Origin of the sequence: Caballeronia arationis, from assembly GCF_001544975.2 — a bacterium.
GTDB lineage: Bacteria > Pseudomonadota > Gammaproteobacteria > Burkholderiales > Burkholderiaceae > Caballeronia > Caballeronia arationis.
The window spans coordinates 1-25,461 of the sequence record NZ_FCOG02000085.1; the positions used below are offsets into that span (position 1 = coordinate 1).

Here is a 25,461-nt window from a genome sequence, read left to right on the forward strand (position 1 = left end):
CTGCCCTTGTTGGCGATCTCCGACGCGTTCGCGGCGAGCGTGCTCGCCTGGCGGGCGTTGTCGGCGTTCTGTTTGACCGTGCCGGTGAGCTGTTCCATGCTCGACGCCGTTTCCTGCAGCGCGGAGGCCTGTTCCTCCGTGCGCGACGACAGGTCGACGTTCCCCGCCGCGATCTGCTTGGTCGCCGAGGCGATCGACTCGCTGCCCGAGCGAACCGTGCGCACGGTTTCGATCAGACCAGCCTGCATCTTCGAAAGACCCCGCAGCAACTGGCCCATTTCGTCGTTCGAATTCGTCGCGACCTCGCGACGCAGGTCGCCGGCCGCGATGGCGTCGAACTGCGCGAGGGCCGCATCGAGCGGTCGCGCAATCTTCTGCCGCAACGAGAACCACGAGTAACCCGCGGCGACGACACCGAGCAGAATCGCCGCAATGCTGATCATGCGCGAGCGTTCGAATTTCGCCTGCCCTTCGTCATACGCCGCCTTGGCCGCTTCGAACTGGAACTTGCGCAACTCGACTCCGACCTTCGCAAACGCATTGAACGCGACCTGCATGTCGTTCGCGGCCTTGATGATCTTGTCGTGATCGTTCGATCGAACGTCGGCGTAGGCAGAGTCCAGCAGCTTTTGCAGCGCAATCCGCTCCTTATTGAACGATTCGGCCAGTTGCTTTTCCTGCGAGTCTTGCGGCAGCGACATGTAGGTCGCCCACGCGTCGTCGGAGGTCTTGCGCATCAGCGTGCCGCGGCCAATCGCGTCCTCGGCGGCCGGCGTGCCGGCATTGAGCGCAGCGCGGTCGAAGCTCAGCCGTTCGCGCGCCATGAACATCTCGGCATTGCCCACCGACACCGCACTCGGCATCTCGTTGGTGAACAGATCGTAAGACGTCATGTTCGCGCGGTTCATGCCGAAGATCCCGAGCGCGCCGATCGCGATCAGAAGCGCGCTAAGAAACGCCATGGCCAGCGCCAGGCGGCCCTTTATCGTCGAGAACATTTTGATCCTGCAGATTGGCACCGCATATTGCACGACAGCGGCGGCGATGCGCGTCTGCTGTGTGGACCGAACGGATGCCGGACAGCTCTATTTACGACTGCACGAGGGATATCTTTAGCGGGCGGTTGAAATACCTTCGGCATCGATACAAAGCGCTACACCAGCGCCGTCATTTCCGCCCCGCGCCGCCATTGAGCCTTCGCCACAGCGTCGTCTTGCTGATCCCCAGCGCCTTGCAAACCGCATCCCGGTCGCCGTCGCACGAAGCCAGCGCCGCGCGGATCTCGTCAGCCTCGACATGGCGGCTGCGCTCGCGCAGTGTCAGCGCTTCGTCCCGCTCCGATAGCCGCGTCTCGAAGAGTTCCGGAGCGATCAACCGCAGATCGTCGCCCGCGAGCGCGCTCACGCCCGCACTTTCCTCATCGGCCAATTCGACGGCGATCCGTTCGATCACATTCTGCAATTCCCGCACATTGCCCGGCCATGCATAGCCGGACAGTTCGCCGGCGACTCCGCCAAGCGCGCGCTCGGCCGTCTCGGCAGCCTTGACCCGGGCCCGAAGCCGCGGTTCGCGTTTCGCGATCTGCAGCAGCAATTCGACGGCGAGCGGCATCAGATCGGCTTGCCGCTCGCGCAACGGCGGCAGCGCGATGTTCAGGATGTTGAGCCGATAGTAAAGATCCGCGCGAAACGTGCCGGCCTCGATGCCCTCGGTGAGCGCGCGATGGGTCGCAGCGACGACGCGGATGTCGACGCGCGTCGGTTCGGTCGAGCCGAGCCGCACGACCTCGCGCTCCTGCAGGACACGCAGCAGCCGGCTCTGCAAAGGCAGCGGCATCTCGCCGATTTCATCGAGAAAGAGCGTGCCGCGATGTGCCGCTTCGATGAGCCCTGCCTTGCCGCCCTTGCGCGCGCCGGTGAAAGCGCCCTCCTCGTATCCGAACAGTTCGCTTTCCAGCAGCGCTTCCGGGAACGCGCCGCAATTGATCGCCACGAATGCGAAGTCGCGCCGCGCGCTCAGTTGATGCAGGCTCTGCGCGACCATCTCCTTGCCGGTGCCGCTTTCGCCGCGGATCAGCAGCGTAGCGGTCGATTTCGCATAGCGCTGCACGAGCGAGCGCACCCGCTGCATCGATGCGCTTTCGCCGATCAGATCGTCGAGCCGGTAACGCGCGGTGAACTGCTGAGTGCGCCGCGTCGAGCGCAGCGTGCGGTCGAGCCGCTCGACCGCACGCGACTCCTGGAACGTCAGGACCGTTCCGGCGGCCGCGCCGTTCGTCGCGAGCGGCCCGCGATGCACGACATAGCTCACCCCGCGCACCGAGCCGAGCGCGTCGCCGTCGGCATCGGGCAGGGCTGCCGCGATGTCGGGCGCGAGTTCCAGCAGCGTGCGGCCCACGGCGTCCATTGCATCGATGCCGAGGACCGCGGCAAGGCGCCGGTTGATCGCCTCCACCTTGCCCTGCGAATCGAGCGCGACGACCCCGTCGCGCATGTGCTGCAACAGGTTGTCGAGCCGCTGACGACGCAGCGCCTCGCCGCGGGTGGCCTGGGCGACGTCGAGCGCGGTATCGAAAGCGGCTCGCACCGAGGCGCGCGAGTAGAGAAACACCGCCTCCATCCCGGCGCGCGCGGCGAGATCGGTGACGAGTCCAGGACCGACGACAGCGCCGATGCCCCGGTCGCGCAGATCGAGGACGCACAGCTCCGCGTCCTCGGCGGACTGGTACGAGGCGAACTCGACGTCGATTCCGTATGCAGCGGCGAAGCGCCGCAACTCGTCCGGCGTTTCGCCATGCGTGACGAGCGCGACAGACGCCGCTTCACGGCGCGCGCGGGCGAGCGCATGCATCACGTCGAAACCGGTCGGGTTGATCAGCACGACCGGAATGGCCACACGCGGTTTCAGATATGCCCCGTTCGAGCCCCCCGCGACGATGACGTCGGGCCGCGCATCGCCGGCGGCGGCGATCTCCTTCACGGCGTCCTCGAAACCCCGCGGGACGACGCGCAAATCCGCGCGGTCGCCGTACTCGTTCGCAATATCGAAAAACAGGTCGCGCAGCCGGCTGATGCCCATCGCCCAGAGTCGGGGGCGTTCGCTGCCAGGGGAGAGTTCGGGTGTCATGAGCGGCTGGCTACTCGGAAACTTCACAGCCGAATTATGCGCCTCGGTTTCCAATCTGAATTCACGATTTCATTAGAGAAATGAAATTCCGAAACAACTCATTTTAAATTTCTTTAAAAATCAATGCGTTATCGGTATATCACATCCTGGCCCGTCTCTTGCTCATGTAAGGCCATCTTTACCGGAGACAACAATTGAACTCAGCCAGCAAGAACACGACGAGCGCAGGCGCGCGATTCCGCAGCGCCGTGTCGGAAGGGCAGCCGCTTCAGGTGGTCGGCGCGATCACGGCGTACGCCGCCAAAATGGCCGAAGCGGTCGGCTTCAAGGCAGTCTATCTGTCGGGCGGGGGTGTCGCGGCGAATTCGCTTGGAATCCCCGATCTCGGCATCAGCACGATGGACGACGTGCTGACCGACGCACGCCGCATCACGGATGCGACGAACCTGCCGCTGCTCGTCGACATCGACACGGGCTGGGGCGGCGCCTTCAACATCGGGCGCACGGTAAGGTCGTTCATTAAGGCCGGCGTGGCAGCCGTGCATCTCGAAGACCAGGTCGGCCAGAAGCGTTGCGGTCACCGGCCGGGCAAGGAAGTCGTGCCGATCGATGAAATGGTCGATCGCGTGAAGGCCGCCGTCGATGCCCGCACGGACGACCAGTTCGTCATCATGGCACGCACCGATGCCGCGGCGTCCGAAGGCATCGATTCCGCCATCGAGCGCGCGGTGGCCTACGTCGAAGCAGGCGCGGACATGATCTTTCCCGAAGCGATGCAGTCGCTCGACGACTATCGCCGCTTCAAGGCTGCGGTCAAGGTGCCGATCCTCGCGAACCTGACCGAATTCGGCTCGACGCCGTTCTTCACGACGAGCGAGTTGCGCGACGCCAATGTGGACATCGCGCTGTACTGCTGCGGCGCGTATCGCGCAATGAACGCGGCGGCGCTCAACTTCTACGAAACGACGATGCGCGACGGCACGCAAAAGGCCGCCGTCCCGACGATGCAGACCCGCGCCGACCTGTACAAGTACCTCGGCTACCACGCGTACGAAGACAAGCTCGACGCGCTGTTCGCCACCAAGAAATAACTTTTGCACTGGAGATGACCTACACCATGAGCGAAGCAGACAACAAAACGACCGCCACTGGCACATTCAAACCGAAGAAGTCGGTCGCCCTCTCGGGCGTGACCGCGGGCAACACCGCGCTGTGCACGGTCGGCCGTACCGGCAACGACCTGCATTACCGCGGCTATGACATCCTCGATCTGGCGCGCGCGTGCGAGTTCGAAGAAATCGCCTATCTGCTGGTGCACGAAAAGCTGCCGACGCAGGCCGAACTCGCCGCGTACAAGACAAAGCTCAAGTCGTTGCGCGGCCTGCCCGCCAATCTCAAGCTCGCGCTCGAAGCCATCCCGGCATCCGCGCATCCGATGGATGTGATGCGCACCGGCGTGTCGGTGCTCGGCACGGTGTTGCCCGAGAAGGACGACCACAACATCGCGGGCGCGAAGGATATCGCCGACCGCCTGATGGCTTCTCTCGGTTCGATGCTGCTCTACTGGTACCACTTTTCGCACAACGGCCGTCGCATCGAAGTCGAAACCGACGACGATTCCATCGGCGGACACTTCCTGCATCTGCTGCACGGCGTTGCGCCTTCGAAGTCGTGGGTCGACGCGATGCACATATCGCTGAACCTCTACGCCGAGCACGAATTCAATGCATCGACGTTCACCGGCCGCGTGATCGCGGGCACGGGTTCGGACATCTATTCCGCCATCACCGGCGCGATCGGTGCGCTGCGCGGCCCGAAGCACGGCGGCGCCAACGAAGCCGCGTTCGAGATCCAGTCGCGCTATCAATCCGCCGACGAAGCCGAAGCGGACATCAAGAAGCGCGTCGAGAACAAGGAAGTCGTGATCGGCTTCGGCCATCCGGTGTACACCATCTCCGACCCGCGCAACGTCGTGATCAAGGACGTCGCGAAGAAGCTGTCGCAGGAAGCGTCGAACATGAAGATGTTCGATATCGCCGAGCGGCTGGAGTCGGTCATGTGGGAAGCCAAGAAGATGTTCCCGAACCTCGACTGGTTCAGCGCGGTGTCCTATCACATGATGGGCGTGCCCACCGCGATGTTCACGCCGCTCTTCGTGATCTCGCGCACCTCGGGTTGGGCTGCGCACATCATCGAGCAACGCATCGACAACAAGATCATTCGCCCGAGCGCAAACTACACGGGCCCCGAAGACCTGCCCTTCGTGCCGTTGGCCAAGCGCTGACCGGGAAAGGGGATAATTGAACCGGACGCCCGGCAACGATCCCCGATCATTACTATTTCTCCCCCACGGTATGAATACTGCAAACCGCAAACCCCTGCCCGGCACGAAGCTGGACTTCTTCGACACGCGCACCGCGATCGATTCCCTCCAGCCCGGCGCGTACGACAAGCTGCCGTACACGTCGCGCGTGCTCGCCGAGAATCTCGTGCGCCGCTGCCCGCCGGCAACGCTTGCCGCGTCGCTGCGACAAATCATCGAGCGCAAGCGCGATCTCGACTTCCCGTGGTTTCCGGCGCGCGTCGTGTGCCACGACATTCTCGGGCAAACCGCGCTCGTCGATCTCGCCGGGCTGCGCGATGCGATCGCTTCCCAGGGCGGCGACCCCGCGCTCGTCAACCCGGTCGTGCCGACGCAGCTCGTGGTCGATCATTCGCTCGCCGTCGAGTGCGGCGGCTTTGATCCCGACGCGTTCGAGAAGAACCGCGCCATCGAGGACCGTCGCAACGAAGACCGCTTTCACTTCATCGACTGGACGAAGAAGGCGTTCCGGAACGTCGACGTGATTCCGCCGGGCAACGGCATCCTGCATCAGATCAATCTCGAACGCATGAGCCCGGTCGTGCAGGTGAAGGACGGCGTGGCTTTCCCGGACACGCTCGTCGGCACCGATTCGCACACGCCGATGGTCGATGCGCTCGGCGTGATCGCGATCGGCGTGGGCGGGCTGGAGGCCGAGAGCGTGATGCTCGGACGCGCTTCCTACATGCGCTTGCCGGATATCGTCGGCGTGGAACTGAGCGGCAGGCCGGGGCCGGGCATCACCGCGACCGACGTCGTGCTGTCGCTGACCGAGTTCCTTCGCAAGGAAAAGGTCGTCGGCGCGTATCTGGAGTTCTTTGGCGCGGGCACCGCGAACCTCACGCTCGGCGACCGCGCGACCATTGCGAACATGGCGCCCGAGTTCGGCGCGACTGCCGCGATGTTCTACATCGACGAGCAGACGATCAAGTATCTCAAGCTCACGGGCCGCGACGACGAACTCGTGAAGCTCGTGGAGACCTACGCGAAGGAAACCGGCCTCTGGGGCGACAGCCTCGGGAACGCCGAATACGAGCGCGTACTGAAGTTCGACCTGTCGACCGTGGTTCGCACCCTGGCGGGTCCTTCCAATCCGCATCGCCGTCTGCCCGTGTCCGAACTGGCCGCGCGCGGCATCAGCGGCAAGGTCGAGAACGAGCCGGGGCTGATGCCCGACGGCGCGGTGATCATCGCCGCGATCACGAGCTGCACGAATACCAACAACCCGCGCAACATGGTCGCTGCGGGACTGCTGGCCCGCAACGCGAACCGGCTCGGCCTCACCCGCAAGCCGTGGGCGAAGACCTCGCTTGCGCCTGGCTCGAAGGCCGTCACGCTGTATCTGGAGGAAGCCGGGCTGCTGCCGGAACTGGAACAACTGGGCTTCGGCGTGGTCGCGTATGCGTGCACGTCGTGCAACGGCATGTCCGGCGCGCTCGATCCCGTGATCCAGAAGGAGATCGTCGAGCGCGACCTGTACGCCACCGCCGTTTTGTCCGGCAATCGCAACTTCGATGGCCGCATCCATCCATATGCGAAGCAGGCGTTCCTCGCGTCGCCGCCGCTGGTGGTCGCCTACGCAATCGCTGGCACGATCCGTTTCGATATCGAGAAGGATGTACTCGGCACCGATTCGCAAGGCAATCCGGTGACGCTCAAGGACATCTGGCCGTCCGACGAAGAAATCGATGTGACGGTCGCCGCGGCCGTGAAGCCCGAGCAGTTCCGCAAGGTCTACGAGCCGATGTTCGCGGTGTCCGCCGACACGGGCGAAAGAGCCAAGCCGCTGTACGACTGGCGAGCGCAGAGCACCTACATCCGCCGACCGCCGTACTGGGAAGGCGCGCTCGCCGGCGAACGCACGCTCACGGGCATGCGGCCGCTCGCCGTGCTGGGCGACAACATCACCACCGACCACCTGTCGCCGTCGAACGCAATTCTCGCCGATAGCGCTGCGGGCGAATATCTGACGAAGATGGGCCTGCCGGAAGAGGACTTCAACTCGTACGCGACGCACCGGGGCGATCACCTGACCGCCCAGCGCGCCACCTTTGCCAATCCGACGCTCCTGAACGAAATGGTGCGCAAGGACGGCAAGGTACAGGCGGGATCGCTTGCGCGCATCGAGCCCGAGGGCAAGGTCACGCGCATGTGGGAAGCCATCGAAACGTACATGGAGCGCAAGCAGCCGCTGATCGTGATCGCGGGCGCGGACTACGGACAAGGCTCGTCGCGCGACTGGGCGGCCAAGGGCGTGCGTCTCGCGGGCGCGGAAGCGATCGTCGCCGAAGGGTTCGAGCGCATTCACCGCACCAACCTCGTCGGGATGGGCGTGCTGCCGCTGGAGTTCAAGCCGGGTGTGAACCGCATGACGCTCGACATCGACGGCACGGAAACTTTCGACGTGACCGGCGAGCGCAAGCCGCGCGCCGACCTGACGCTCGTGATCCATCGCAAGAACGGCGAACGCGTGGAAGTGCCGGTCACGTGCCGCCTCGACACCGCGGAAGAACTGTCGATCTACGAGGCAGGGGGCGTGTTGCAGCGATTCGCGCAGGACTTCCTCGAATCGTCGCAGGCAGCCGCCTGAAGCACCGTAAAACGGAGGGCACGCCGCGTGCCCTCCCCCAGACAACGCAGACAACATCACCATGACCCACGCCCCACAGATCAGGATTCCCGCCACCTACATGCGCGGCGGCACCAGCAAAGGCGTGTTCTTCCGCCTGCAGGACCTGCCCGAAGCCGCGCAGGTGCCGGGCGCCGCGCGCGATGCGCTCCTGTTGCGCGTCATCGGCAGCCCCGACCCCTATGGCAAGCAGATCGACGGCATGGGCGGCGCGACGTCGAGCACCAGCAAGACGGTGATCGTCGCGAAAAGCAGCAAGCCGGATCACGACGTCGACTATCTGTTCGGGCAGGTTGCCATCGACCGCGCGTTCGTCGACTGGAGCGGCAACTGCGGCAATCTCTCCGCCGCCGTGGGACCGTTCGCGATCACGAGCGGTTTGATCGATCCCGACCGCGTGCCGGATAACGGTGTGGCGACCGTGCGCATCTGGCAGGCCAATATCGGCAAGACGATCATCGCGCACGTGCCGGTCACGAAAGGCGCCGTGCAGGAAACGGGCGACTTCGAACTCGACGGCGTGACGTTCCCCGCAGCCGAAGTGCAACTCGAATTCATGGACCCGGCGGCCGAGGAAGACGGCGCGGGCGGCGCGATGTTCCCGACGGGCAATCTCGTCGACGATCTCGACGTTCCGGGCATCGGCACATTGAAAGCCACGATGATCAATGCCGGCATCCCGACGATCTTCCTGAACGCGGACGCCATCGGCTACACGGGCACCGAGTTGCAGGACGCCATCAACGGCGATCCGAAAGCGCTCGCGATGTTCGAGACGATCCGCGCACACGGCGCGGTCCGCATGGGCCTGATCGGACACATCGACGAGATCGCGAGCCGGCAGCACACGCCGAAGGTCGCATTCGTCGCGAAGCCCACGGGCTATGTTGCGTCGAGCGGCAAGCAGGTCGGCGTTGAAGACGTGGACCTCCTGGTGCGTGCCTTGTCGATGGGCAAGCTGCATCACGCGATGATGGGCACGGCGGCTGTCGCCATCGGCACCGCGGCGGCGATTCCGGGAACGCTCGTGAGTCTCGCTGCCGGCGGCGAAGGGCGCGACGCCGTGCGCTTCGGTCACCCATCGGGCACGCTGCGCGTGGGCGCGCAGGCCACGCTCGTCGACGGCGAATGGTCGGTCACGAAGGCCATCATGAGCCGCAGCGCCCGCGTGCTGATGGAGGGATGGGTGCGCGTGCCGGGTTGAGCGCGGACGAAGTTCGCACTCTCGCTCTTCTCATTTCCCGGCGCCCGCCGGCGGGACGCACGTCAGTACGAGCGTGCTGCCGGTTTCCAGGCCTGGACTGAGCGCTGCAGTGTGAAACTCCGCGTCCCCGCACCGCCATTCCGACAGAAAATTCTTCGGGCACGCGCGGTCCGTATCGTCGAGCACAGCCCGGTCTATCCGATATGCACACACGCGGCGGCTGTCGCATTGGCTCGCGAGGTCGCGCGTCGCATTGCCCGGCCGCGCCCCGCAGTTTTCGCCGTACGTTGCAGAGACGACCTTGATCGTCGCGACACCCGTGTCCGCGCATGCCGCTGAAGCAGCCACGCCGAACAGCGAGAGCATGCGTACGAGGCGGGCCCCGCGAACGGGCGGAGCGGGCCTAGCCATGCTCTGGGGCACCGCCTGCGCTCTCCGTCCCCGACAGTTGCGCCAGTACACGGGCCACCACGCGGTCGCACTGCACGCCGCCGAAGTCGAAGACGTCGCGCTCGGCAAGATCCAGTTCCTGCGCAAGCCACTCGCGCAACATGCTTCTCGCCCGGAAATGGCGGCTGCGAACCGTCGCCTCTGGAATGCCGAGACTCTCTGCGGTTTCCTCGACCGTCATCTCCTCGACCGAGCGCATCACGAACACGACCCGGAAGATTTCCGGCAGTTCGTCGAGCTTGCGCTCTAGCAACGCGCGCAACTCGGCGCGTTCCGCCGAGCGGTCCGGGGCGTCGTCATCGAACGCGACACCCTGTTCTTCTTCGATATCGTCGATGCCGTCCACGATCGGTATCACGTTCTGGCGGCGCTTTTGCCGGCGCAGCCGGGCGAAGCATTCGTTGAGCACCAGCCGCGACAGCCAGGTGAAAAGCGTGGAGTCGCCGCGAAAGCGTTCCATCGAACGGAACGCTGAAAGATAGGCCGCCTGCAGCGCATCTTCCGCATCCGAATCGTTGCGCAAGGTGGCGCGCGCGAGACGGTACAGGCGTCGATTGTGCCGCCGCATCAGCGATTCGAATGCGCTCGTATCCCCGGTTACGATTCGCCGGACCAGTTCATGCTGATCCTCGGCGTTCAGCGGCTTGCTGGTTTGAGGCAACGCGGTCATGCACCCTCCTCGTGCCTTCTATCGAACAGTCAGTGTGCCACGCATCGTGGGGTGCAACATGCACACATACGGATAGCGCCCCGGCCTCTTCGCGACATAAGGCCATGACCCATCGGGGGCGATGCTGCGGGAATCGAACGCCGTGGATGCTGCCGTCGCCGTGTGGGGAAACAGGTCCTTGTTGACCCACACCACGCGGTCGCCGCGATTCACGACGAGATCCGGCGGATTGAAGCGCATTTGCTCGATCACCACGACATGCGTTTGCGGCGACGCGCGAAGAGCGGCATCCACCTTCCCTCCTTCTGCGGCGCTCGCAGGCGTGAAGCAGGCGAATGCCGCAAATACGGCGCATGCTCGCGCGGGCGCGAGGCGAGCACGGAGCGCAGCTTGCCACAACCTGAGCGCGGCGCCCCACGATCGCTCAGCCACCGCTCTTCTCCAGCGACGCCTGCAACTGCCGTGCATGCTCCAGGTGTGCGACGAAGGCTGGCCGCACCTCGACGAGGAGTGCCTTCAGTTCAGCATTCTGCGCGCTCGGGATCAGCGTCTTGTCGAGCGCGTCGAGCACCGTCACGTGGTAGATCACCTCGTGGTCGATGTATGCCTTGTCGAATCGCTTGCCTTCCATCTTTTTCAGGTTCGCGACGTTCGCCTCGCCACCCTGCTCGAGGCTTTTGCTCGTCGGGTTGTCCTCCGGCTTCACGCCGAGTCTGTGTACGAGATCGGTCGCCGCCTTGTTGACGCCGCTGTGGTCTGCGATCATCTGGTCGGCGAAGGCCTTGACGTCCTTCGTCCGGGTTTTCGACGCCGCGAGCCTGCCGGCGTCGATATCGACCTGATTGGCGGTCACCACGATGGCGGCGATCTGCGGGTCCGTCGGACCGGCGCCCTGCGCGTGGCAAGGCACGCTTGCAAGCACCAGCGCGCCGGCGAGCGCTGCACTGAGCATCGGCTTCATCTGATATCTCCTGAACATTGGCGCCCCGACCGTAGCCCCGCTGGTCGATGGATCAGGCACGCATATGGAGTTGGATGTCACGTGTGAGGATGCCGTTTCCGATCACGCCATCGGATGCGACCGGTGCCGTTCAGATGGCAAGTGATCCGCACGCGAGCCAGCACAGGAGTGCCCCGCATGTTGCTTCTGGAATTTTCGACGGTCGTCGATGCGAGTGAGGCGATGCCTGAACAAGTTTCGGCTCGCGGAGCGGTGTGCACAACGTGCCGAACCGCTCCGCTCAGTCCTTTGCGCTAAAAGCCGGGAGCGTTGCTCAAGCGCATACCCGACTGTTCAATCAGTCAAATCGAGACCTCACAAGCGGCTCTTTTTGATGCCGAGCTTGTCAAACGGCACGTTATACGTTTCCTTCATCGAGAAGATTGAGATCGCGGAGATCAAACAAACGGCAGCCGCGAACATTGCAGGCATGAACCAACTCGCCGTGTTGAATCTCCCGATCAGCGCTGACTCGATGAGCGGCGCGAACCCGGCAACCGCAAAGCCGAATTGCGTTCCAACCGCCATTCCGGACAGACGGACCTGAGTCGAGAAGCGCTCGGCGTAAGTCGCGGGCCACACCGCATTGGTAATGCTGAAGACGAAGCCGCCAAGCAACACGCCCACCGCGAAGACGAGCGCCTCGCTGCCCGTCGTAATCGCCCACAGAAACGCAATGACGGCGATTGCGCAGCCGATGTTGCCGGCTATGAACACTGGCCTGCGGCCCACCCGATCAGACAACGCAGCCCACGCCGGAATCGTGAAAACTGCAATGAAATTGGCGATGATGGCTGTCCACAGCATCGTCGACGTGCTGATCGGGTGAACCTGCATGCGGGAGAAGGACAAAGCGAAAACCGCAAACGTGGTGCCGATGGACGCGATGAGTGCAGCGAAGAACACTTGCAGCAACTCGCGACGATAGTCCGACAAAAGTACCTTCAAGGGCAGCTTCGGCACTTCACCGTGCGACGCCTCGCTCGCGAAAGCCGGCGTCTCCTCCAGCTTGCGCCGAACGACGAAGCCGACGATGACTACCGCAACACTCAGCCAGAACGGCAGTCGCCAGCCCCACGACATCAGTTGATCTTCGGGCAACCATGCGAAGAGAGGCAGCACGACCGCCGGCGCAAGCACCTGACCGCCTTGCGTCCCGCTCAGTGTCCAGCTCGTGTAGTAGCCACGCCGGTGCGCCGGCGCGTGTTCGAACGACATCGAGTTCGCCCCGGCCTGCTCTCCCGCCGCCGAAAGCCCCTGGAGAATGCGCAGCAGGACGAGCAGTGCCGGTGCAAGGAGACCTGCACTCTGGTAAGTAGGAAGGCAGCCGACAAGAAAGGTCGATACCCCCATCAACAGCAGCGTGCCGACCATCACGACCTTGCGGCCGAGTCGGTCGCCGTAGTGCCCCATCAGGAAAGAGCCGAGCGGGCGCGCCGCATACGCGACACCGAACGTGGCCATCGACGCGAACGTGGCGGCGGTCGGGTCTCCGGGCGGAAAAAAGAGCTTCGGGAACACCAGCGCGGCCACGGTGCCGTAGATGAAGAAGTCGTAGTATTCGAGCGCGCTTCCCACCCAGGCGGCAATGGCAGCCTTCCGCGAATGACGGGTACCGGAAGAATCTTCGGCACTGGCGCCGCTCGTTGCGCTTCGGGGCGCTCCGTCGTCTCGTAACGTGTCTGCAGTCATGATGTCTCCGTGCTTGTTGTGATGGTTGAACATGACAGCCTCGGCGGGCTGTCACTGTGATCCGGTCAAAAGACCCGCTGCCGTCGGCTCAAAAGAAGGCCCTCCGTCGCCGCGTGGACGCGGCTCGCGCGCTCCCGTGGACCGAGGGAAGGATGACGCCGCGTCATGGGCACCTCGACGGCTGTCGGTATGTCGTCGCGGAGCACCGCAAGAAGGTCTAGCAGAGGCAACTCGCCTTCTCCGGGAAGCAGCCGGTCGCTGCGGGCTTCCTCGATGATTCCCGAGAACGGAGGCGACGCAAGCGGCGCATCGCAGAGCTGAACGCTGCCGATGAGCTTCGGGTCGAGAGCGGCGACGGCCGCTACGTCACCGCCCGAGCGGAACAGATGTAGCGCATCGATCAGGACGAACCCGTTCGGTCTTCCCGCCGATCTCACCACGTCAACCGCATCTTCCAGCCGCGCGACCGGCCTCCAGAGCATGAACTCGAGATCGAGTGCGAGGCCATACGGCGCCGCCAGATCGCAGAGCGCGCCAAAACGGTCGATGACGCGCGCTCGTTCCGGGTCGTCGATATTGACGCAGACTCGTCTTGCACCCAGCTCCGCGCCCGCCTCGAACGCGACTGCGTAGGTATCGACGTCGGTGTCGGAGGCGAGCCGCACAACCTCGATGTCCGACACCTGCACGTCCAGGTCCGCCATGCGCTGCCTTGTCTCGCGCATCGCGGATGAACCGGGCTGCAACGGATACTCGATACCCCCGGCCGTAGGCGAACAAAGACGGACACCGATAGCGCGAAAGCCAGCTTCGGCCGCAAGCGTGATGAGATCGGGCGGGCCGACGTCGAGCACCGTGAGATGGGAGAGAGAGAACGGTCTCATCACTGCGATATTCCTGTAGATGGTTGCGGTATTTCGGTCCAGAGGCGATCGGTCAGTACGTGGCGCGTCCGCCCGTGAGATCGAACGCCGCGCCCGTCGAGAACGAACACTCTTCGGTCGATAGCCATGCAACCATCGACGCAACTTCGTCCGGACGTCCCGCACGCCCGAGCGGAATCTTTGCAAGCACGAAGCTGCGCTGCTCGGCAGTCATCTTCTGCAACATCTCCGATTCGATGGCGGCCGGCGTCACGCAGTTGACCCGGATTTCAGTGTCCGCCAGTTCCTTGCCCAAAGACTTGGTCAGGGCGATCACCCCTGCTTTCGATGCGCCATAGGCGCCCTGATTGGGATTGCCTTCCTTGCCGCCGACCGACGACAAGTTGACGATGCGTCCATGGTTCGCGTTGCGCAGATATGGAACGGTTTCGCGGCAGCAGATGAAGACCCCCGTCAGGTTGATCTCGATGACCCGACGCCAGCCGTCGACCGGATACGATTCGACGGGACCTATCGGCCCGTTGATTCCCGCTGCATTGATGAGAACGTCGATGGAGCCGAATCTGGAATGCGCTTCGGCTGCGGCGGCCGCAACGCTCGTCGCATCCGTGACGTCGACCTTCGATGCCAGAGGCGCGCGCAACCTTTCCGCTGCGGCCTGCGCTGCGTCGATATTGATGTCCCACAGGACGACCTTGGCGCCCGACGCGGCGAATCGCTCTGCGATGGCGAACCCGATGCCGCCAGAGCCGCCGGTGATGACACAGACGCGGTCCTGCAGGTCCAGTTTGTTCATGGTTCTGATCCGAAGTTAAGGGATGACGCAGTCGCCGACACGGAGTTGCGACGAAGGACTGTGGTGCCCGGACGGCTTTGCGCCAGGGCCTCATCGGTTGAGCCGATACTAGGGGGAAGCGTCAGCTTTGTCGTATGCCAAAACTCGCGTAGGGTATAACTTTGGGTTAACAGGCCCTGCGGCCCATCCGCGATGCGCTTCAAACTCAGGCACATGGAAGTTTTCCGCGCGGTCATGCTGACCGGATCGATCAATGCAGCGGCGAAACTTCTCTTCGTTTCGCAGCCGGCGGTCAGCAAGCTCGTGTCGCACATCGAGACGACCCTCGGACTGCGCCTGTTCGAAAGATCGAAGAGCCGGCTGATTCCGACCGCAGAGGCGCACGCGCTCTTCAGGGAAATCGAACAGGTCTACCAGGCTGCGATGCGCGTCGACGATTTCGCCCGCGCGTTGGCGCTCGGGCCGTCGAGCCTGTTGCGGGTGTCCTGCAGTGCCTCGCTCGCGATGACGGTCGTGGCGCCCGCGCTCGTCGACGTCAAGGAAAAGCTGCCCGGACTGAGTGTGCTTTGGCAAACCACGCTGATGGCGGACATGCCGATGGAAGTGTTGAGCAAGGCGGTCGAAGTGGCTGTCGCAGCGATGCCGGTGAAACACGAACATCTGGAGAACGTTCCGTTCATGCGCGGCCGCATGGTGTGTGCGTTGCCGAAAGGGCACGCGCTGGAGGTACGGGACTCGGTGTCGCTCGTCGACCTCGTGGGCGAGCCCGTCATTCTTTTCAAGCGCGACATTCCATTCGGGACCATGATCGCGCAGGCGTGTCAGCACGCCGACGTCGAGCTCACGTCGACCATCGACGTCATGCGCGCCGATCAGGCGCTCGCGCTGGTTCAGGGCGGATTGGGCGTCGCAATCGTCGATGACTTCTCGACAGAAGGAAGTCCGGTGACGATTCGTCCACTGCAAGAGGATATCGATTTGACGGCAAACTTCGTCTACTCGAAGTTTGCGCCTCCGTCGCGGAATGCGACCATCTTCATGCAGGCGGCATATCGCCGTGCGTGCCACCTGGGACGCGAGATCATGAACGCCCAGGTGCCCGGGTAGGTGTTGCCTGCGACTTGGCGCGCCGTTGCCGTCTTCGCTGCCTTGTCCGGCAGCACGCGGCGCCTGTCTTCTGCCTCGAACGGTTGCCCTTTGACAATGCCGATCGAGGCAAGCATTCCACGCATTTCCAGAAGCTGCGTAAGCGGCGGGAGATGCGAATTGGTCGAGAACGGACCTTCCGGTGGCTACATCGCACCCGTCCCGCGCTTTGTCTGTGCCAATGCCAGCGCGAGCCTTGCCCCGATCCCGGCATTGTGTTTCACGAGCGCGATATTAGTCGCCAGGCTGCGCCCACCCGTCAGCGCGGTGATGCGAGCCAGCAGGAAGGGTGTCACGGCCTTGCCCGTGATTCCTTGCGCGGTGGCGTCGGCGAGCGCCTGTTGAGTCAGCGCGTCGATCACTTCGACCGCCATCGCTGCCGCCTCCGGCACCGGAGTGCTCAACACCACACCGCCCACGAGGCCCAGGTCCCACTTGGTGCGGATGAAGCGGGCTTGCTCCGTCGCGTCGTCGAGCCTGAAGTCCGCACGAAAGCCGCTGTCGCGCGTATAGAACGCGGCGAAATTGTCTTGCTCACAACTGAGCACCGGCACGCCGTGAGTTTCCAGGTATTCCAGTGTAAGGCCGATGTCCAGGATGGACTTCGCACCGGCGCAGACCACCGCCACCGAGGTCTTCGCAAGCTCCTGCAGGTCGGCCGAGATGTCAAACGTTTCCTGCGCGCCCCGGTGCACGCCGCCGATACCTCCGGTGACGAAGACCTCGATGCCGGCCAGCGCGGCACATATCATCGTGCCCGCTACTGTCGTGGCGCCAAGGCCGCCACCGGCAAGCACGGCCCGCAGATCGCGGCGGCTGACCTTGTGTACGTGGTCCGAGCGGCCGAGCAGTTCCAGCTCGTCGTCCGAAAGGCCGATGTGAATTCGCCCACCGATCAGCGCGATAGTCGCGGGCTCGGCTCCCGCGTCGCGGATCAAGGCCTCCACTTCCCGCGCCGTACGAACGTTCTCCGGATAGGGCATCCCGTGGGCGATGATGGTCGATTCCAGCGCGACAAGCGGGCGACCGCCGGCCTGTGCAGCAGTTACCGGCGCGCTGCAGGTCAACCAGGAGTGTGCAAGGTCGGAAACCATGGCGATGCCTCGGTGGTGTGATTCACTGAAGTATGCAACAAGGCTGCTCCACCGTTCGCTGTGCAGTCGCGGGGAGCCGTTGACGCCGTCAACGCGAGGCTCGCGACGACACGCCTCGCCATCGGCGGTGGCGAATGCACGCTACACTGGGCAATGAAATTCATAGGGATGATGCTGCGTCTCACCGTTGCTTGCCTGGTCGTGTTCGCAGGAGTCCCCATCTTGCAGGATCGTTTTATCTATTTTCCTGAGAAGGCTGCGATCGAAGACGTCGTTTCCGGCGGACTTCGTGCGTGGCCGACACCTGAGGCGTTTCGGGGCCTCGTAGCGGAGCCTGCCGGATCCGCGCGCGCCACGGCCATCGTCTTTCATGGCAATGCGGGGCACGCCGGCCATCGCTCGTACTACGCCGCGGCGCTTACCCGGCTCGGCCTGCGCGTGATCCTCGCCGAATATCCAGGCTACGGGCCACGCGACGGCACGCTCGGTGAAGAGAGTCTGGTCGCCGATGCACAACAGACCATCGGACTGGCGCATCGCCTCTATGGCGCACCGCTGCTGCTCATCGGCGAATCGCTCGGGTCCGGCGTAGTGGCCGCGGCCGCCACGCGTGAACGCGACAAGACGGCTGGGTTGCTGCTCATCACGCCATGGGATCGACTCGAGCACGTCGCCGCTTACCACTATCCGTGGCTGCCCGTGAAGTGGCTGCTGCGCGACCGATACGACAGCGTGACCCATCTGGCGTTATTCGGCCGCCCTGTTCTTGTCGTCGTCGCCGAACGCGACAGCATCGTCCCTCCGCGCTTTGCCGAAGCGGTCTACGACTCGCTGGCCGAACCGAGACGACTGATGGTAGTGAAAGCGGCTGAACATAACGACTGGAACGGCCGTGTCGACGAACGCTGGTGGCGCGACGCGATCGGCTTCCTGCTCACGCCTCCGCATTAATCTTCGAAAGCGACGTTTCTCGCCTACGGCGCGACGCTCATTGGCGACGGACATGCGTTTGTCGCGGTTGTTGTTGTAATCCGCTATCTCGACTCACCGCAAAGGTGCGCGATGGATTGGGCCGTGCCGGTGAGCTCTTCGAAGCTGACCGGCTCGACGTCACGCCCCTTTGTGACGCCGCCGCTTGACTCCGATTCGTCACTCGAACCAGTCTCGGTCGACGAAGCTGCAGTGGTCGCAGGAATATGGATCGAGGTATGCGGAGGCGGGCCGTAAGCCGTCGCTCCCCCACTCGCCACAACGCCGACCACTCTCACTCTATCTTCGAAATGACCGCCGTCGCCGGGTCATACTGGTATCCCTTCTGGGCAAGTTGTTGCACCATCTTCTCGCCGATCAGCCTCTGCTGCGCCTCCCGGAACACCAGTTCATGATCGGGCTTCAGGCGTTCCAGTTCGAAAGAGAGCTTTCGCATGAGCGCGACTTCGCCAATGCTTCGCGCGTCGATGAACAAGATCTTCTCGTTGGCCAGATCGAGCCGCTGCTTGAGGTCCTTCGCATGGGACACCCACTGTTCGGCCTTGATGCGCAGATCGCCATAGGCCTTCTCATGCGCTTTCGCCTGAGCCGTCACCTGACGTTGCAACGCGACAACGTCATCCGCGTTCGCGCCACCGGTCGCCCGAATCTCTATCTCGCGGCTGAACACGCTCTTGCGCGCGGCATCGGCGTGCTCCTGCTTTGCCAGGCGGTGCTCCAGTTCGGCGGCATGAAGCTCCGCCGCATCCGCGCGTTCCCTTGCGGCGACGGCCTCTTGCGCGACGCGCTTCAACTCGGCTCCGGCCGCCGCGTCCTGCCCGGTCAGCGCCTCGATCTGCTCGCGGGCCTGCCCGAGTTCGCGTGCGACGCGCTCCAGTTCCTCGCTGCCGGCCGATGCTTCTTCGAGCCGCGAGGCGATGGATTGGCGCTCTTCGGCAAGCGCCTTGCGCGATGCCACGAGTTCCGTTTCCAATGCGCGATGGGCCGCCTCGCGCTCGGCTTCCAGCGCGGCGCGTTCGGCGAGGCTCTCGCCCGCCTTTACGGCCGCCGCTTCCGCGGCTTGCGCGCGCGAAGCCGCGGCGCTCGCCTCGCGGGTCCATCGTTCAACCTCTTCCGACTTCGCCTGACACGCGGCGCCTAGCGTGACAAGCTCCTGTCGCGCTTCGTCGCGCTCCTGAGCGGTCCGGGCCAGTTCGTCGTTCCTGCTCGCGACCACGGCACTCAATTCCTCATGCGCCTGGGTGACGCCCCTGAGTTCGTCGAGACGCTTTGCCGCTTCGTCGATGTGCGCGGCGCTTGCGACACGTTCGGCCGCAAGCGCGCTGCGTGCTGCGTCCAGTTGCGCTTCGAGCGCGGAGACGGCCTGCGCCGCGGCCGCCTCAGCGGCTTCCGCGCGGGACGTCACCGCGCTCGCCTCGCGAGACCAGCGCTCGGCCTCCTCCGATTTCACCTGAAACGCGGTGCCTAGCGTGGCAAGCTCCTGCCGCGCTTCCTCGCGCTGCTCGCTGATGCGCGCTATCTCGTCGTTCCTGTTCGAGATCTCGGAGATCAATGCCTCCTGCGCCCGGCCCTGTTCCTCGAGCGACGCCCGAGCGGCCTGCAGTCCGTCTTCCGCAGAGACAGCGCGCTGGAGCAGTTCCGCGGCGCGTGCCTCGGCGGCGTCCCCGCGCGCGTTGGCCGCCGCAAGCGCGTTCTCAAGCGCCTGTACTGAGTCTTCGGAAGCACGCAGGCGCTCGGTCGCGCGGGCAAGATGTTCGCGGCCCTCCGCAGCTTCCTCGTGCGTCTTCTGATACTCGACGAACGCCTCGTCACGCTCGGCAAGGATCAACCCAAGCTGATCGCTCAATGCGCCCACGCGTTGATTCAGCACGCGCTCGGCGTCTTCCCGCGAAGCGGCCCACAGGCGCCTCGCGACCTCCATAAGCGTTCCGGCGAGGTCCTCCGGCACCTCGGTCGCCGGTTGCGCCAGCGTCGCGGGACGCTGCTTCGCCGCCTGCCATCGCTGCAACGCCGCGGCGATCTCGACGATCGACCCGGTATTGATTTCCGACCAAACGGTCACGGGGGAAACTCGACGGCCTTCTTCAATCATGCGATCCGCGATCGAAGCGATGTGTTCGTCGGTCATGCTGGCTGCGTCTTCGGACATAAGCGCCTCGGAAATCAGTGTGGCTAGACTTGGACAAGTGGGTTTATACGTTACTACATTGCGGGCCACTCCCCTTCGTGCCCCGCGAGCGGAGCGCCGGCGGTCCTCCCGGCCGTGAGCCGCGCGGGTCGCGCACGCTCCGGTTGCGCATTTGGGGGATTCGGAAACCCGACGACGCGAAGGCTGCGAGCCGGCATCCGCGTCGCGTCAGAATTGCCCAGCCCTGCGAATGAGAACCGCTTGGGCGTAAGCTCCGCCATGTATCGCGAGACGGCTTGAGAAGCAACTTCACCTTCTCCCAACGCTTTCGACCGGTGAACTGCACAACGATGTGATCGGGGTGGTCGAGATCGGGCTGCGACGCGACCCAACTGCGGAGCTCGAGAACGGACATCTGAGCCAGACCCAGAAAGGACTCTGACCGTCCGCGATCAACAACCGTCGGTGCCGGGGAAACCGTTCCCCGGCAGGCGCGTGATGCCGGGTATCTTCGCCCGCTCCTCGCAGATCCCAGCGCCGTCTTGAAGGGCTAGTACCCTTTCGTATGAAGCGTCAGATAGTTATTCAACGCCGCTACACCTGGCACGCCCCCTCGCCACTTCCGCGGCCTGCTGAATCATAGGACCCTCCGGCACGCTGCCGGATAATGTCACGACACCGCCGCGCGCCTTGACAAATACGTGCGACACGTCGAAGTTGGGCGCTTTCGATAACGCGTTCCGTATATCGCGAGTTAGCTTCTTATCCGCTGGCGTTGCCTTGCCTGAACTTGCAGACGGGCTCGACGTTATTGGAACGGCGTTGCCGGTTTGCGCGCATACGTTCGACGTCAGCGTGACGTATCCCACGACGACAAGGAGCTTCAAGACATCGCGTGCTTTCATGATTGCCTCTCTTGATCGGCCTATTTCAAGTCAAAGATAAACAACATTCCGTGTCTATCAAAGACCTTCAAACGAGCACTCACCGTTCAGAGATGATGCGTTCCCTGATCAAGTCATCGGAGAGTGCCTGGGAAGGCAGAAAGATCCATTGCGGCCGGTCAGCGCAGAGCATCCTAAGCGTCGCGTTACGGAGCGATAGTGGCACTTCGCCCGGTCGACGATTTGCTGGGTCGACGGTCTTGGCACAGTCCACATTGATCGCCGGGGTCACACAAACACAACGGCTATTCCGGCACCTGCGCACCACGCCATACCTGACATTGCTGACGGACGACTTCGTGCAATGAACCATGCGCGCCATAGATACGGCGTAACCACATAGCATCGCTCAAACCGTAAGTCACGGTACCCCTGACTATATCAAGGCCCTCCTCCGCGCCCAGGACTTGCGCATGGGAGGCAAGTGCTTCCAGCGTGGCAAGAATATCGTCCCGAATCGGGCCGCGATGCCCGGTCTCCGGATTGACGCATATTCCATCCAGCCCAAAGCGGCAGGCCATGAACCGGTTCGCCCGGTACACTTCATAATCCCGCTCGCTGAGACGCACAGGCTTTTCAACCAGAAGATAACGCGCAAGCGCTTGAATATAGGCGGCAATCGCTGCGGCCCATTCAAAGCGTAGCGGTGTATCCATAACGCGTACTTCGATCGTGCCATACCCTGGGCTTGGACGAATGTCCCAGTAGAAGTCCTTCAGGCTATTGACTAGACCCGTGTTCGTCATGCGATCAAAATATTGTTCGAATTCGGACCACCTCGTTTCGAAAGGCGCTTGCCCCGACAAAGGAAATGGGGCAACCGAATTTAGCCGGGCGCACTGGAACTTCGTGTCGCTTCCCTGTACAAACGGGGAAGAAGCCGCCAAGGCTATGAAGTGTGGGACATAACGCGAAAGCGAATGTAGTAGAACGAGCGCCGAGTCGGCATCTGAGCAGCCTATATGCACATGCTGGCCAAAGATTGTGAATTGCTGATAGAGAGCCCCATACAGCCCCATGAGGTACTCAGAGCGTTCGCGCCCGTCAGAACGCTGGTCGTACCAGTTCTGGAAGAAATTCGTACCTCCGCCGCAAACGCCGACATTCAGAAAGTCGGCTGCCCGGACCAGCGTATCGCGAAGGCCCTTTAATTCGCTTTTCACTTGGTCGAAATTCTTGCAAACGCCGGTCGACAGCTCGATCATTCCCTCTGTCGTCTCCGGGTGGATCGCCCCGGCAAAGTTCTCCTCGCTCACTCGATTCAACAACTCTGTCGTCGCCTTCGTCAGATTGTAGTCGTGGGTATTGACGATCTGAACTTCAAGCTCGACTCCAATCGTGAACGGATCTGATGTCGCGAATGGCTGCAGCATGGGATGTCCTGTTGCACGGGGACGAAGACCAAAAAGGGCGATTTCATTTTACGCGCCTTGGCGTGATTCAATGGCGCCTCCGTCGCAGATTTGCGTGCCATTCAGAGGCAAACAGCTAAACGCGCGCACGGATTTTGTGCATCAAGGTTTGCGGACGCTACCCGCCTCGATTGCGCTTCGACACCACCCTCATGGCAGTTGTCAATGAAGCGTCCGCTGACATTGTCCGGCAGAGGCTGTTGTCCAGTCCATTGCGGTGAGCCTTGTGAAGGGATAGAGATGCCCGATCCCGGTTCGACTATGAGCCGACAGAGCGCTACGCTGTTGCTGCTCCTGCGTCCGGCAGCTGTCGACCTTTTGCCGCTGCGTGAACCGGAAGGCGAGACGTCGGGTGTCAAGGTGGCGCTGACAGTGGCATCATTGGCGTGTCAGCTGGCAGTTTCGGCGGCGCCATCGTCTCGCTGCCGCTCGACGACACGGGCAACAGCGTCCGTGCTTGATATCCAGTTCGCGCAGCACTGGCCCGGAGGTCGCACATGTCCGTCTTTCTCGAAGTCGAGCACGTCACAACCTATCGCTACAACAAGCCTGTGGAGTTCTCCCCGCACCGCGTGATGTTCCGGCCGCGTGCCGCGCACGACATCCGCGTGTTGTCGGCCACGCTGGCAGTGTCGCCCCACAGCACACAGTACTGGATGCAGGACGTGTTTTCCAATTCAGTCGCGATCGTCGAACCACGGGTGCCGGCCGACACGCTTGATCTCCACGCGCGCTTCGTGATCGAGCATTTCGGCGTCAAGAATCTCGAGTTACCGGTGGCGCCCGAAGCCGAGAACTACCCCTTCAAGTACACCGAGGAGGATCGGCTCGACCTGGCACCCTTCCTGCCGCCGCAATATCCAGAGGATCAGCCCGCGCTACGCGACTGGGCGGGGCAGTTTCTCCCCCGGCGCGGCACCACCCACACGCGCGACATCCTGGCCAATATCAACGCCGCTATCCGCAGTGACTTCCAGTACCAGTCGCGTGACGCAATGGGCACTCAGCTTCCTTGCGAGACGTTGAACAGACGCAGCGGCACCTGCCGAGATTTTGCGCTGCTGATGATGGAAGTGGTGCGGGGACTGGGATTGGCCGCGCGTTTTGTGTCGGGGTATCTGTACGACCAGAAGCTTGACACCCCGGAACCACCGGCGGTACGCAACACGGGACTGCAGCAGGGCGTGAGACAGATCGAAAGCCGCGACGAGCCGCTCATTGCAGGCGCCGGCGCGACCCACGCATGGCTACACGTTTTCTTGCCAGGCGCCGGTTGGGTGCCGTACGACCCGACCAATTCGCTCGTCGGTGGTACTGACCTGATCCGGGTGGCATTCACGCGCAAGCCCGAACAGGCCGCGCCCGTTTCCGGTTCCTGGTTCGGTGACACGCAGGACTTCATCGGCATGGACGTGAGCGTCAGCGTGCGGCGAATCGAGCATCCGGCAGAGCAACCATTGATCGGCGAACGTCCCTCGCAGAGCCCAATGGCCGCCGGGTCTTAAGCTTTGACGACTGCGTTTCCGTAGAAGGTAATGTCATGAATCTACGGTCAGTCCAGCTCATACCACCCGTCCTGTCGATGGCGCTTCGTGCATGGGCGATGGGGACGCCGCGTCGCGTTCTGGGGTAAACATTCACCCTTCAAAAACCATTCTGCCCGGGCAACACCTCAAGAGGATAGCCTCCCAGGCGTGCCGATCCGCTGATGAATGGCCTCGCAATGACGCACGAGCGCCGTGCGCGAGAGCAAGTACCGCTTTAACGGCGTGTCGATTTCGTAGAAGTAGATATTGGCGACGAAGCCATAGATTGCTGCGTCAACGGCGGCTGGAGCGGGGCCAAAAACATAACCGGTGTCGCCGAGCAGGTCCGCCACGACGCGCAGATCGTCGATACCCCTCGCATAGATCTGCTCCGGCTCATAGCGGCCGATGCCCTGATAGTGATACCGCAACCGGTTGTATTCGCGCGCGGCTTCAAGATCGCTCGCGCGCACGTCGGAGTGCGCAGCGAGGAGGGCGTCGCGAAAGGACGGCCAGAAGCGCTCGTCGCGCCAGCGTGAAAAGCTCATCGGCCAGTACAGGTCGTCGAGCGTTCGCCGGACCATGAAAGCGAGATTCAATTGTCCCGGCGAAAGCGCACGGTCGATGCGCAGATCGTACCGACGCGTCAGATGAGCGATGATGCTGTCGCTGTCGCCGATCGTGTCGTCGCCATCGACGAGGTACGGCAACTGCCCACGCGGCGCGAGGCTCGTGTCGAGGACGTGACGATGCTCGAAGTTAAGCCCCACCCACCGCATGAACGCGAACACCTTCAGACCGAACGGATTGTTATCGGCGACGCCGAAGAGGTCCGGATAAGAATAAAGCGTCAGCATGAAGCACTCCTTTTGCGGCACGGGAACAAGCACAAACGCTGGAGCAAAAATATCCGAAATTTGTCGGGGACGCTACATGCTGTCTGCCTGCCGGAGACGGCGCTCGACATTCGAGGTCCTGGTGGTTGACGGGGCGACTGGCGACGCGATGTCTTAGCAATCGCCAGCGACGTTCGCGGATATACACATGATGGAACCAGTCGCGACCCTATGCACTTTGCCTTCGATATGCCGTTTCCCTACCTATACTTTGCATGGGCAAAGTCGGCGCCGAGTCGATACGAAGCCGGCATATTGTCGGCATCGAACGGTCGCTCATTTCGTCAGATCAATCCTGCCTTCGTGAAGGAGGTGGCACATGCAATACAACGAACAAAAGGTACAGGACTTCATGGCGCGCATGGCCGGCGAGTTCGGCGCGGTAGCGTCCGCGCCGCTGATCGCGCTGGGCGACCGGCTCGGCCTGTATAAGGCGATGACCGAACAGGGCTGGATGACGTCGGAACAGCTCGCCGAACGCGCGGGTCTCGCCGAACGATACGTGCGCGAAT

Annotated in this window: 21 protein-coding genes and 1 pseudogene; 8 read left to right on the forward strand and 14 right to left on the reverse strand. The window is 63.2% G+C overall.

The genetic code is table 11. The features are described 5' to 3' along the window. Together AWB81_RS30370 and prpR are read right to left on the reverse strand one after the other, a co-directional pair. Window positions 1-998 (reverse strand): Tar ligand binding domain-containing protein (locus AWB81_RS30370; RefSeq protein WP_144444213.1); only part of this gene is annotated, 998 nt, incomplete at its 3' end. Window positions 999-1,167: 169 nt separating this feature from the next. Further along, window positions 1,168-3,126: a propionate catabolism operon regulatory protein PrpR gene (gene prpR / locus AWB81_RS30375; RefSeq protein WP_062640568.1), complete on the reverse strand. Its 1,959-nt coding sequence runs from the start codon at window positions 3,124-3,126 to the stop codon at window positions 1,168-1,170. A gap of 194 nt (window positions 3,127-3,320) precedes the next feature. On the opposite strand from prpR, the gene prpB reads away from it, so the two are divergent. From prpB to prpF, 4 genes are all read left to right on the forward strand, one after another. Further along, window positions 3,321-4,217: a methylisocitrate lyase gene (prpB, locus tag AWB81_RS30380; RefSeq protein WP_062640535.1), complete on the forward strand. Its 897-nt coding sequence runs from the start codon at window positions 3,321-3,323 to the stop codon at window positions 4,215-4,217. A gap of 26 nt (window positions 4,218-4,243) precedes the next feature. After that, window positions 4,244-5,410 carry a bifunctional 2-methylcitrate synthase/citrate synthase gene (prpC, locus tag AWB81_RS30385; protein WP_062640537.1) on the forward strand — a complete coding sequence of 389 codons (1,167 nt, stop codon included), beginning with the start codon at window positions 4,244-4,246 and terminating at the stop codon, window positions 5,408-5,410. A 70-nt stretch (window positions 5,411-5,480) separates the two neighbouring features. Next, window positions 5,481-8,078: a Fe/S-dependent 2-methylisocitrate dehydratase AcnD gene (gene acnD, locus AWB81_RS30390; RefSeq protein ID WP_062640539.1), complete on the forward strand. Its 2,598-nt coding sequence runs from the start codon at window positions 5,481-5,483 to the stop codon at window positions 8,076-8,078. A gap of 61 nt (window positions 8,079-8,139) precedes the next feature. Beyond that, window positions 8,140-9,321 carry a 2-methylaconitate cis-trans isomerase PrpF gene (gene prpF, locus AWB81_RS30395; protein WP_062640541.1) on the forward strand — a complete coding sequence of 394 codons (1,182 nt, stop codon included), beginning with the start codon at window positions 8,140-8,142 and terminating at the stop codon, window positions 9,319-9,321. Between the two features lie 30 nt (window positions 9,322-9,351). Here the strand turns inward: prpF and AWB81_RS30400 are convergent, their stop codons facing one another. The 7 genes from AWB81_RS30400 to AWB81_RS30430 all read right to left on the reverse strand — a co-directional run bounded on the left by AWB81_RS30400 (window position 9,352) and on the right by AWB81_RS30430 (window position 14,813). Next, the gene (locus tag AWB81_RS30400) at window positions 9,352-9,732 is read right to left on the reverse strand and encodes a hypothetical protein (RefSeq protein ID WP_235025981.1); all 381 of its coding nucleotides are present in this window, start codon (window positions 9,730-9,732) and stop codon (window positions 9,352-9,354) included. Further along, window positions 9,725-10,441 carry an RNA polymerase sigma factor gene (locus AWB81_RS30405; protein WP_062640546.1) on the reverse strand — a complete coding sequence of 239 codons (717 nt, stop codon included), beginning with the start codon at window positions 10,439-10,441 and terminating at the stop codon, window positions 9,725-9,727. Before AWB81_RS30405 ends, AWB81_RS30400 begins: the two co-directional genes overlap by 8 nt. Window positions 10,442-10,459: 18 nt before the next feature. Beyond that, the gene (locus AWB81_RS30410; protein ID WP_235025983.1) at window positions 10,460-10,840 is read right to left on the reverse strand and encodes a cupredoxin domain-containing protein; all 381 of its coding nucleotides are present in this window, start codon (window positions 10,838-10,840) and stop codon (window positions 10,460-10,462) included. A gap of 25 nt (window positions 10,841-10,865) precedes the next feature. Continuing rightward, window positions 10,866-11,402, reverse strand: coding sequence for a DUF4142 domain-containing protein (locus tag AWB81_RS30415; protein ID WP_062640548.1), 537 nt, complete (start codon window positions 11,400-11,402; stop codon window positions 10,866-10,868). A 354-nt stretch (window positions 11,403-11,756) separates the two neighbouring features. Beyond that, the gene (locus tag AWB81_RS30420; RefSeq protein WP_087135296.1) at window positions 11,757-13,133 is read right to left on the reverse strand and encodes an MFS transporter; all 1,377 of its coding nucleotides are present in this window, start codon (window positions 13,131-13,133) and stop codon (window positions 11,757-11,759) included. Window positions 13,134-13,198: 65 nt separating this feature from the next. Further along, on the reverse strand, window positions 13,199-14,017 hold the full coding sequence (locus AWB81_RS30425) for a sugar phosphate isomerase/epimerase family protein (protein ID WP_062640550.1): 819 nt from the start codon (window positions 14,015-14,017) through the stop codon (window positions 13,199-13,201). 52 nt (window positions 14,018-14,069) lie between these two features. Further along, window positions 14,070-14,813, reverse strand: a complete 744-nt coding sequence (locus tag AWB81_RS30430) for an SDR family NAD(P)-dependent oxidoreductase (protein WP_062640552.1) — start codon at window positions 14,811-14,813, stop codon at window positions 14,070-14,072. A 213-nt stretch (window positions 14,814-15,026) separates the two neighbouring features. On the opposite strand from AWB81_RS30430, the gene AWB81_RS30435 reads away from it, so the two are divergent. Next, complete coding sequence (locus tag AWB81_RS30435; protein WP_235025982.1) at window positions 15,027-15,920, forward strand: LysR family transcriptional regulator; 894 nt, start codon at window positions 15,027-15,029, stop codon at window positions 15,918-15,920. A gap of 185 nt (window positions 15,921-16,105) precedes the next feature. On the opposite strand, the gene AWB81_RS30440 is transcribed toward AWB81_RS30435, so the two are convergent. Then, complete coding sequence (locus AWB81_RS30440; protein ID WP_062640556.1) at window positions 16,106-17,053, reverse strand: pseudouridine-5'-phosphate glycosidase; 948 nt, start codon at window positions 17,051-17,053, stop codon at window positions 16,106-16,108. Window positions 17,054-17,206: 153 nt separating this feature from the next. Between AWB81_RS30440 and AWB81_RS30445 the strand changes: the two genes are divergently transcribed. Continuing rightward, on the forward strand, window positions 17,207-18,004 hold the full coding sequence (locus AWB81_RS30445; RefSeq protein WP_062640558.1) for an alpha/beta hydrolase: 798 nt from the start codon (window positions 17,207-17,209) through the stop codon (window positions 18,002-18,004). A gap of 313 nt (window positions 18,005-18,317) precedes the next feature. Here the strand turns inward: AWB81_RS30445 and AWB81_RS30450 are convergent, their stop codons facing one another. The 3 genes from AWB81_RS30450 to AWB81_RS30460 form a co-directional block, all read right to left on the reverse strand. Then, the gene (locus AWB81_RS30450; RefSeq protein ID WP_062640560.1) at window positions 18,318-20,192 is read right to left on the reverse strand and encodes a DNA-binding protein; all 1,875 of its coding nucleotides are present in this window, start codon (window positions 20,190-20,192) and stop codon (window positions 18,318-18,320) included. A 560-nt stretch (window positions 20,193-20,752) separates the two neighbouring features. Next, entirely contained in the window at window positions 20,753-21,076 is a 324-nt protein-coding gene (locus AWB81_RS30455) for a BON domain-containing protein (RefSeq protein WP_327372750.1), read from the reverse strand. 284 nt (window positions 21,077-21,360) lie between these two features. Then, window positions 21,361-22,488 carry a YbdK family carboxylate-amine ligase gene (locus AWB81_RS30460; RefSeq protein WP_062640562.1) on the reverse strand — a complete coding sequence of 376 codons (1,128 nt, stop codon included), beginning with the start codon at window positions 22,486-22,488 and terminating at the stop codon, window positions 21,361-21,363. 536 nt (window positions 22,489-23,024) lie between these two features. Between AWB81_RS30460 and AWB81_RS30465 the strand changes: the two genes are divergently transcribed. Next, window positions 23,025-24,032: a transglutaminase family protein gene (locus AWB81_RS30465; protein ID WP_062640564.1), complete on the forward strand. Its 1,008-nt coding sequence runs from the start codon at window positions 23,025-23,027 to the stop codon at window positions 24,030-24,032. Between the two features lie 167 nt (window positions 24,033-24,199). Here the strand turns inward: AWB81_RS30465 and AWB81_RS30470 are convergent, their stop codons facing one another. Continuing rightward, window positions 24,200-24,910, reverse strand: coding sequence for a glutathione S-transferase family protein (locus tag AWB81_RS30470; RefSeq protein WP_062640566.1), 711 nt, complete (start codon window positions 24,908-24,910; stop codon window positions 24,200-24,202). 358 nt (window positions 24,911-25,268) lie between these two features. Here AWB81_RS30470 and AWB81_RS30475 point away from each other — a divergent pair. Beyond that, window positions 25,269-25,461: pseudogene (locus tag AWB81_RS30475) on the forward strand (SAM-dependent methyltransferase); the annotation flags it as partial.

What these genes read in the sequence shown, in the direction of transcription:
- AWB81_RS30460 (WP_062640562.1), bottom strand. Translation starts at nt 22,488, where the DNA reads ATGCTGCAGCCATTCGCGACATCAGATCCGTTCACGATTGGAGTCGAG.
- AWB81_RS30455 (WP_327372750.1), bottom strand. Translation starts at nt 21,076, where the DNA reads ATGAAAGCACGCGATGTCTTGAAGCTCCTTGTCGTCGTGGGATACGTC.
- AWB81_RS30415 (WP_062640548.1), bottom strand. Translation starts at nt 11,402, where the DNA reads ATGAAGCCGATGCTCAGTGCAGCGCTCGCCGGCGCGCTGGTGCTTGCA.
- acnD (WP_062640539.1), top strand. Translation starts at nt 5,481, where the DNA reads ATGAATACTGCAAACCGCAAACCCCTGCCCGGCACGAAGCTGGACTTC.
- AWB81_RS30405 (WP_062640546.1), bottom strand. Translation starts at nt 10,441, where the DNA reads ATGACCGCGTTGCCTCAAACCAGCAAGCCGCTGAACGCCGAGGATCAG.
- AWB81_RS30400 (WP_235025981.1), bottom strand. Translation starts at nt 9,732, where the DNA reads ATGGCTAGGCCCGCTCCGCCCGTTCGCGGGGCCCGCCTCGTACGCATG.
- prpC (WP_062640537.1), top strand. Translation starts at nt 4,244, where the DNA reads ATGAGCGAAGCAGACAACAAAACGACCGCCACTGGCACATTCAAACCG.
- AWB81_RS30435 (WP_235025982.1), top strand. Translation starts at nt 15,027, where the DNA reads ATGGAAGTTTTCCGCGCGGTCATGCTGACCGGATCGATCAATGCAGCG.
- prpR (WP_062640568.1), bottom strand. Translation starts at nt 3,126, where the DNA reads ATGACACCCGAACTCTCCCCTGGCAGCGAACGCCCCCGACTCTGGGCG.
- AWB81_RS30420 (WP_087135296.1), bottom strand. Translation starts at nt 13,133, where the DNA reads ATGACTGCAGACACGTTACGAGACGACGGAGCGCCCCGAAGCGCAACG.
- AWB81_RS30465 (WP_062640564.1), top strand. Translation starts at nt 23,025, where the DNA reads ATGTCCGTCTTTCTCGAAGTCGAGCACGTCACAACCTATCGCTACAAC.
- AWB81_RS30450 (WP_062640560.1), bottom strand. Translation starts at nt 20,192, where the DNA reads ATGTCCGAAGACGCAGCCAGCATGACCGACGAACACATCGCTTCGATC.
- AWB81_RS30440 (WP_062640556.1), bottom strand. Translation starts at nt 17,053, where the DNA reads ATGGTTTCCGACCTTGCACACTCCTGGTTGACCTGCAGCGCGCCGGTA.
- AWB81_RS30430 (WP_062640552.1), bottom strand. Translation starts at nt 14,813, where the DNA reads ATGAACAAACTGGACCTGCAGGACCGCGTCTGTGTCATCACCGGCGGC.
- prpF (WP_062640541.1), top strand. Translation starts at nt 8,140, where the DNA reads ATGACCCACGCCCCACAGATCAGGATTCCCGCCACCTACATGCGCGGC.
- AWB81_RS30425 (WP_062640550.1), bottom strand. Translation starts at nt 14,017, where the DNA reads ATGAGACCGTTCTCTCTCTCCCATCTCACGGTGCTCGACGTCGGCCCG.
- AWB81_RS30445 (WP_062640558.1), top strand. Translation starts at nt 17,207, where the DNA reads ATGAAATTCATAGGGATGATGCTGCGTCTCACCGTTGCTTGCCTGGTC.
- AWB81_RS30470 (WP_062640566.1), bottom strand. Translation starts at nt 24,910, where the DNA reads ATGCTGACGCTTTATTCTTATCCGGACCTCTTCGGCGTCGCCGATAAC.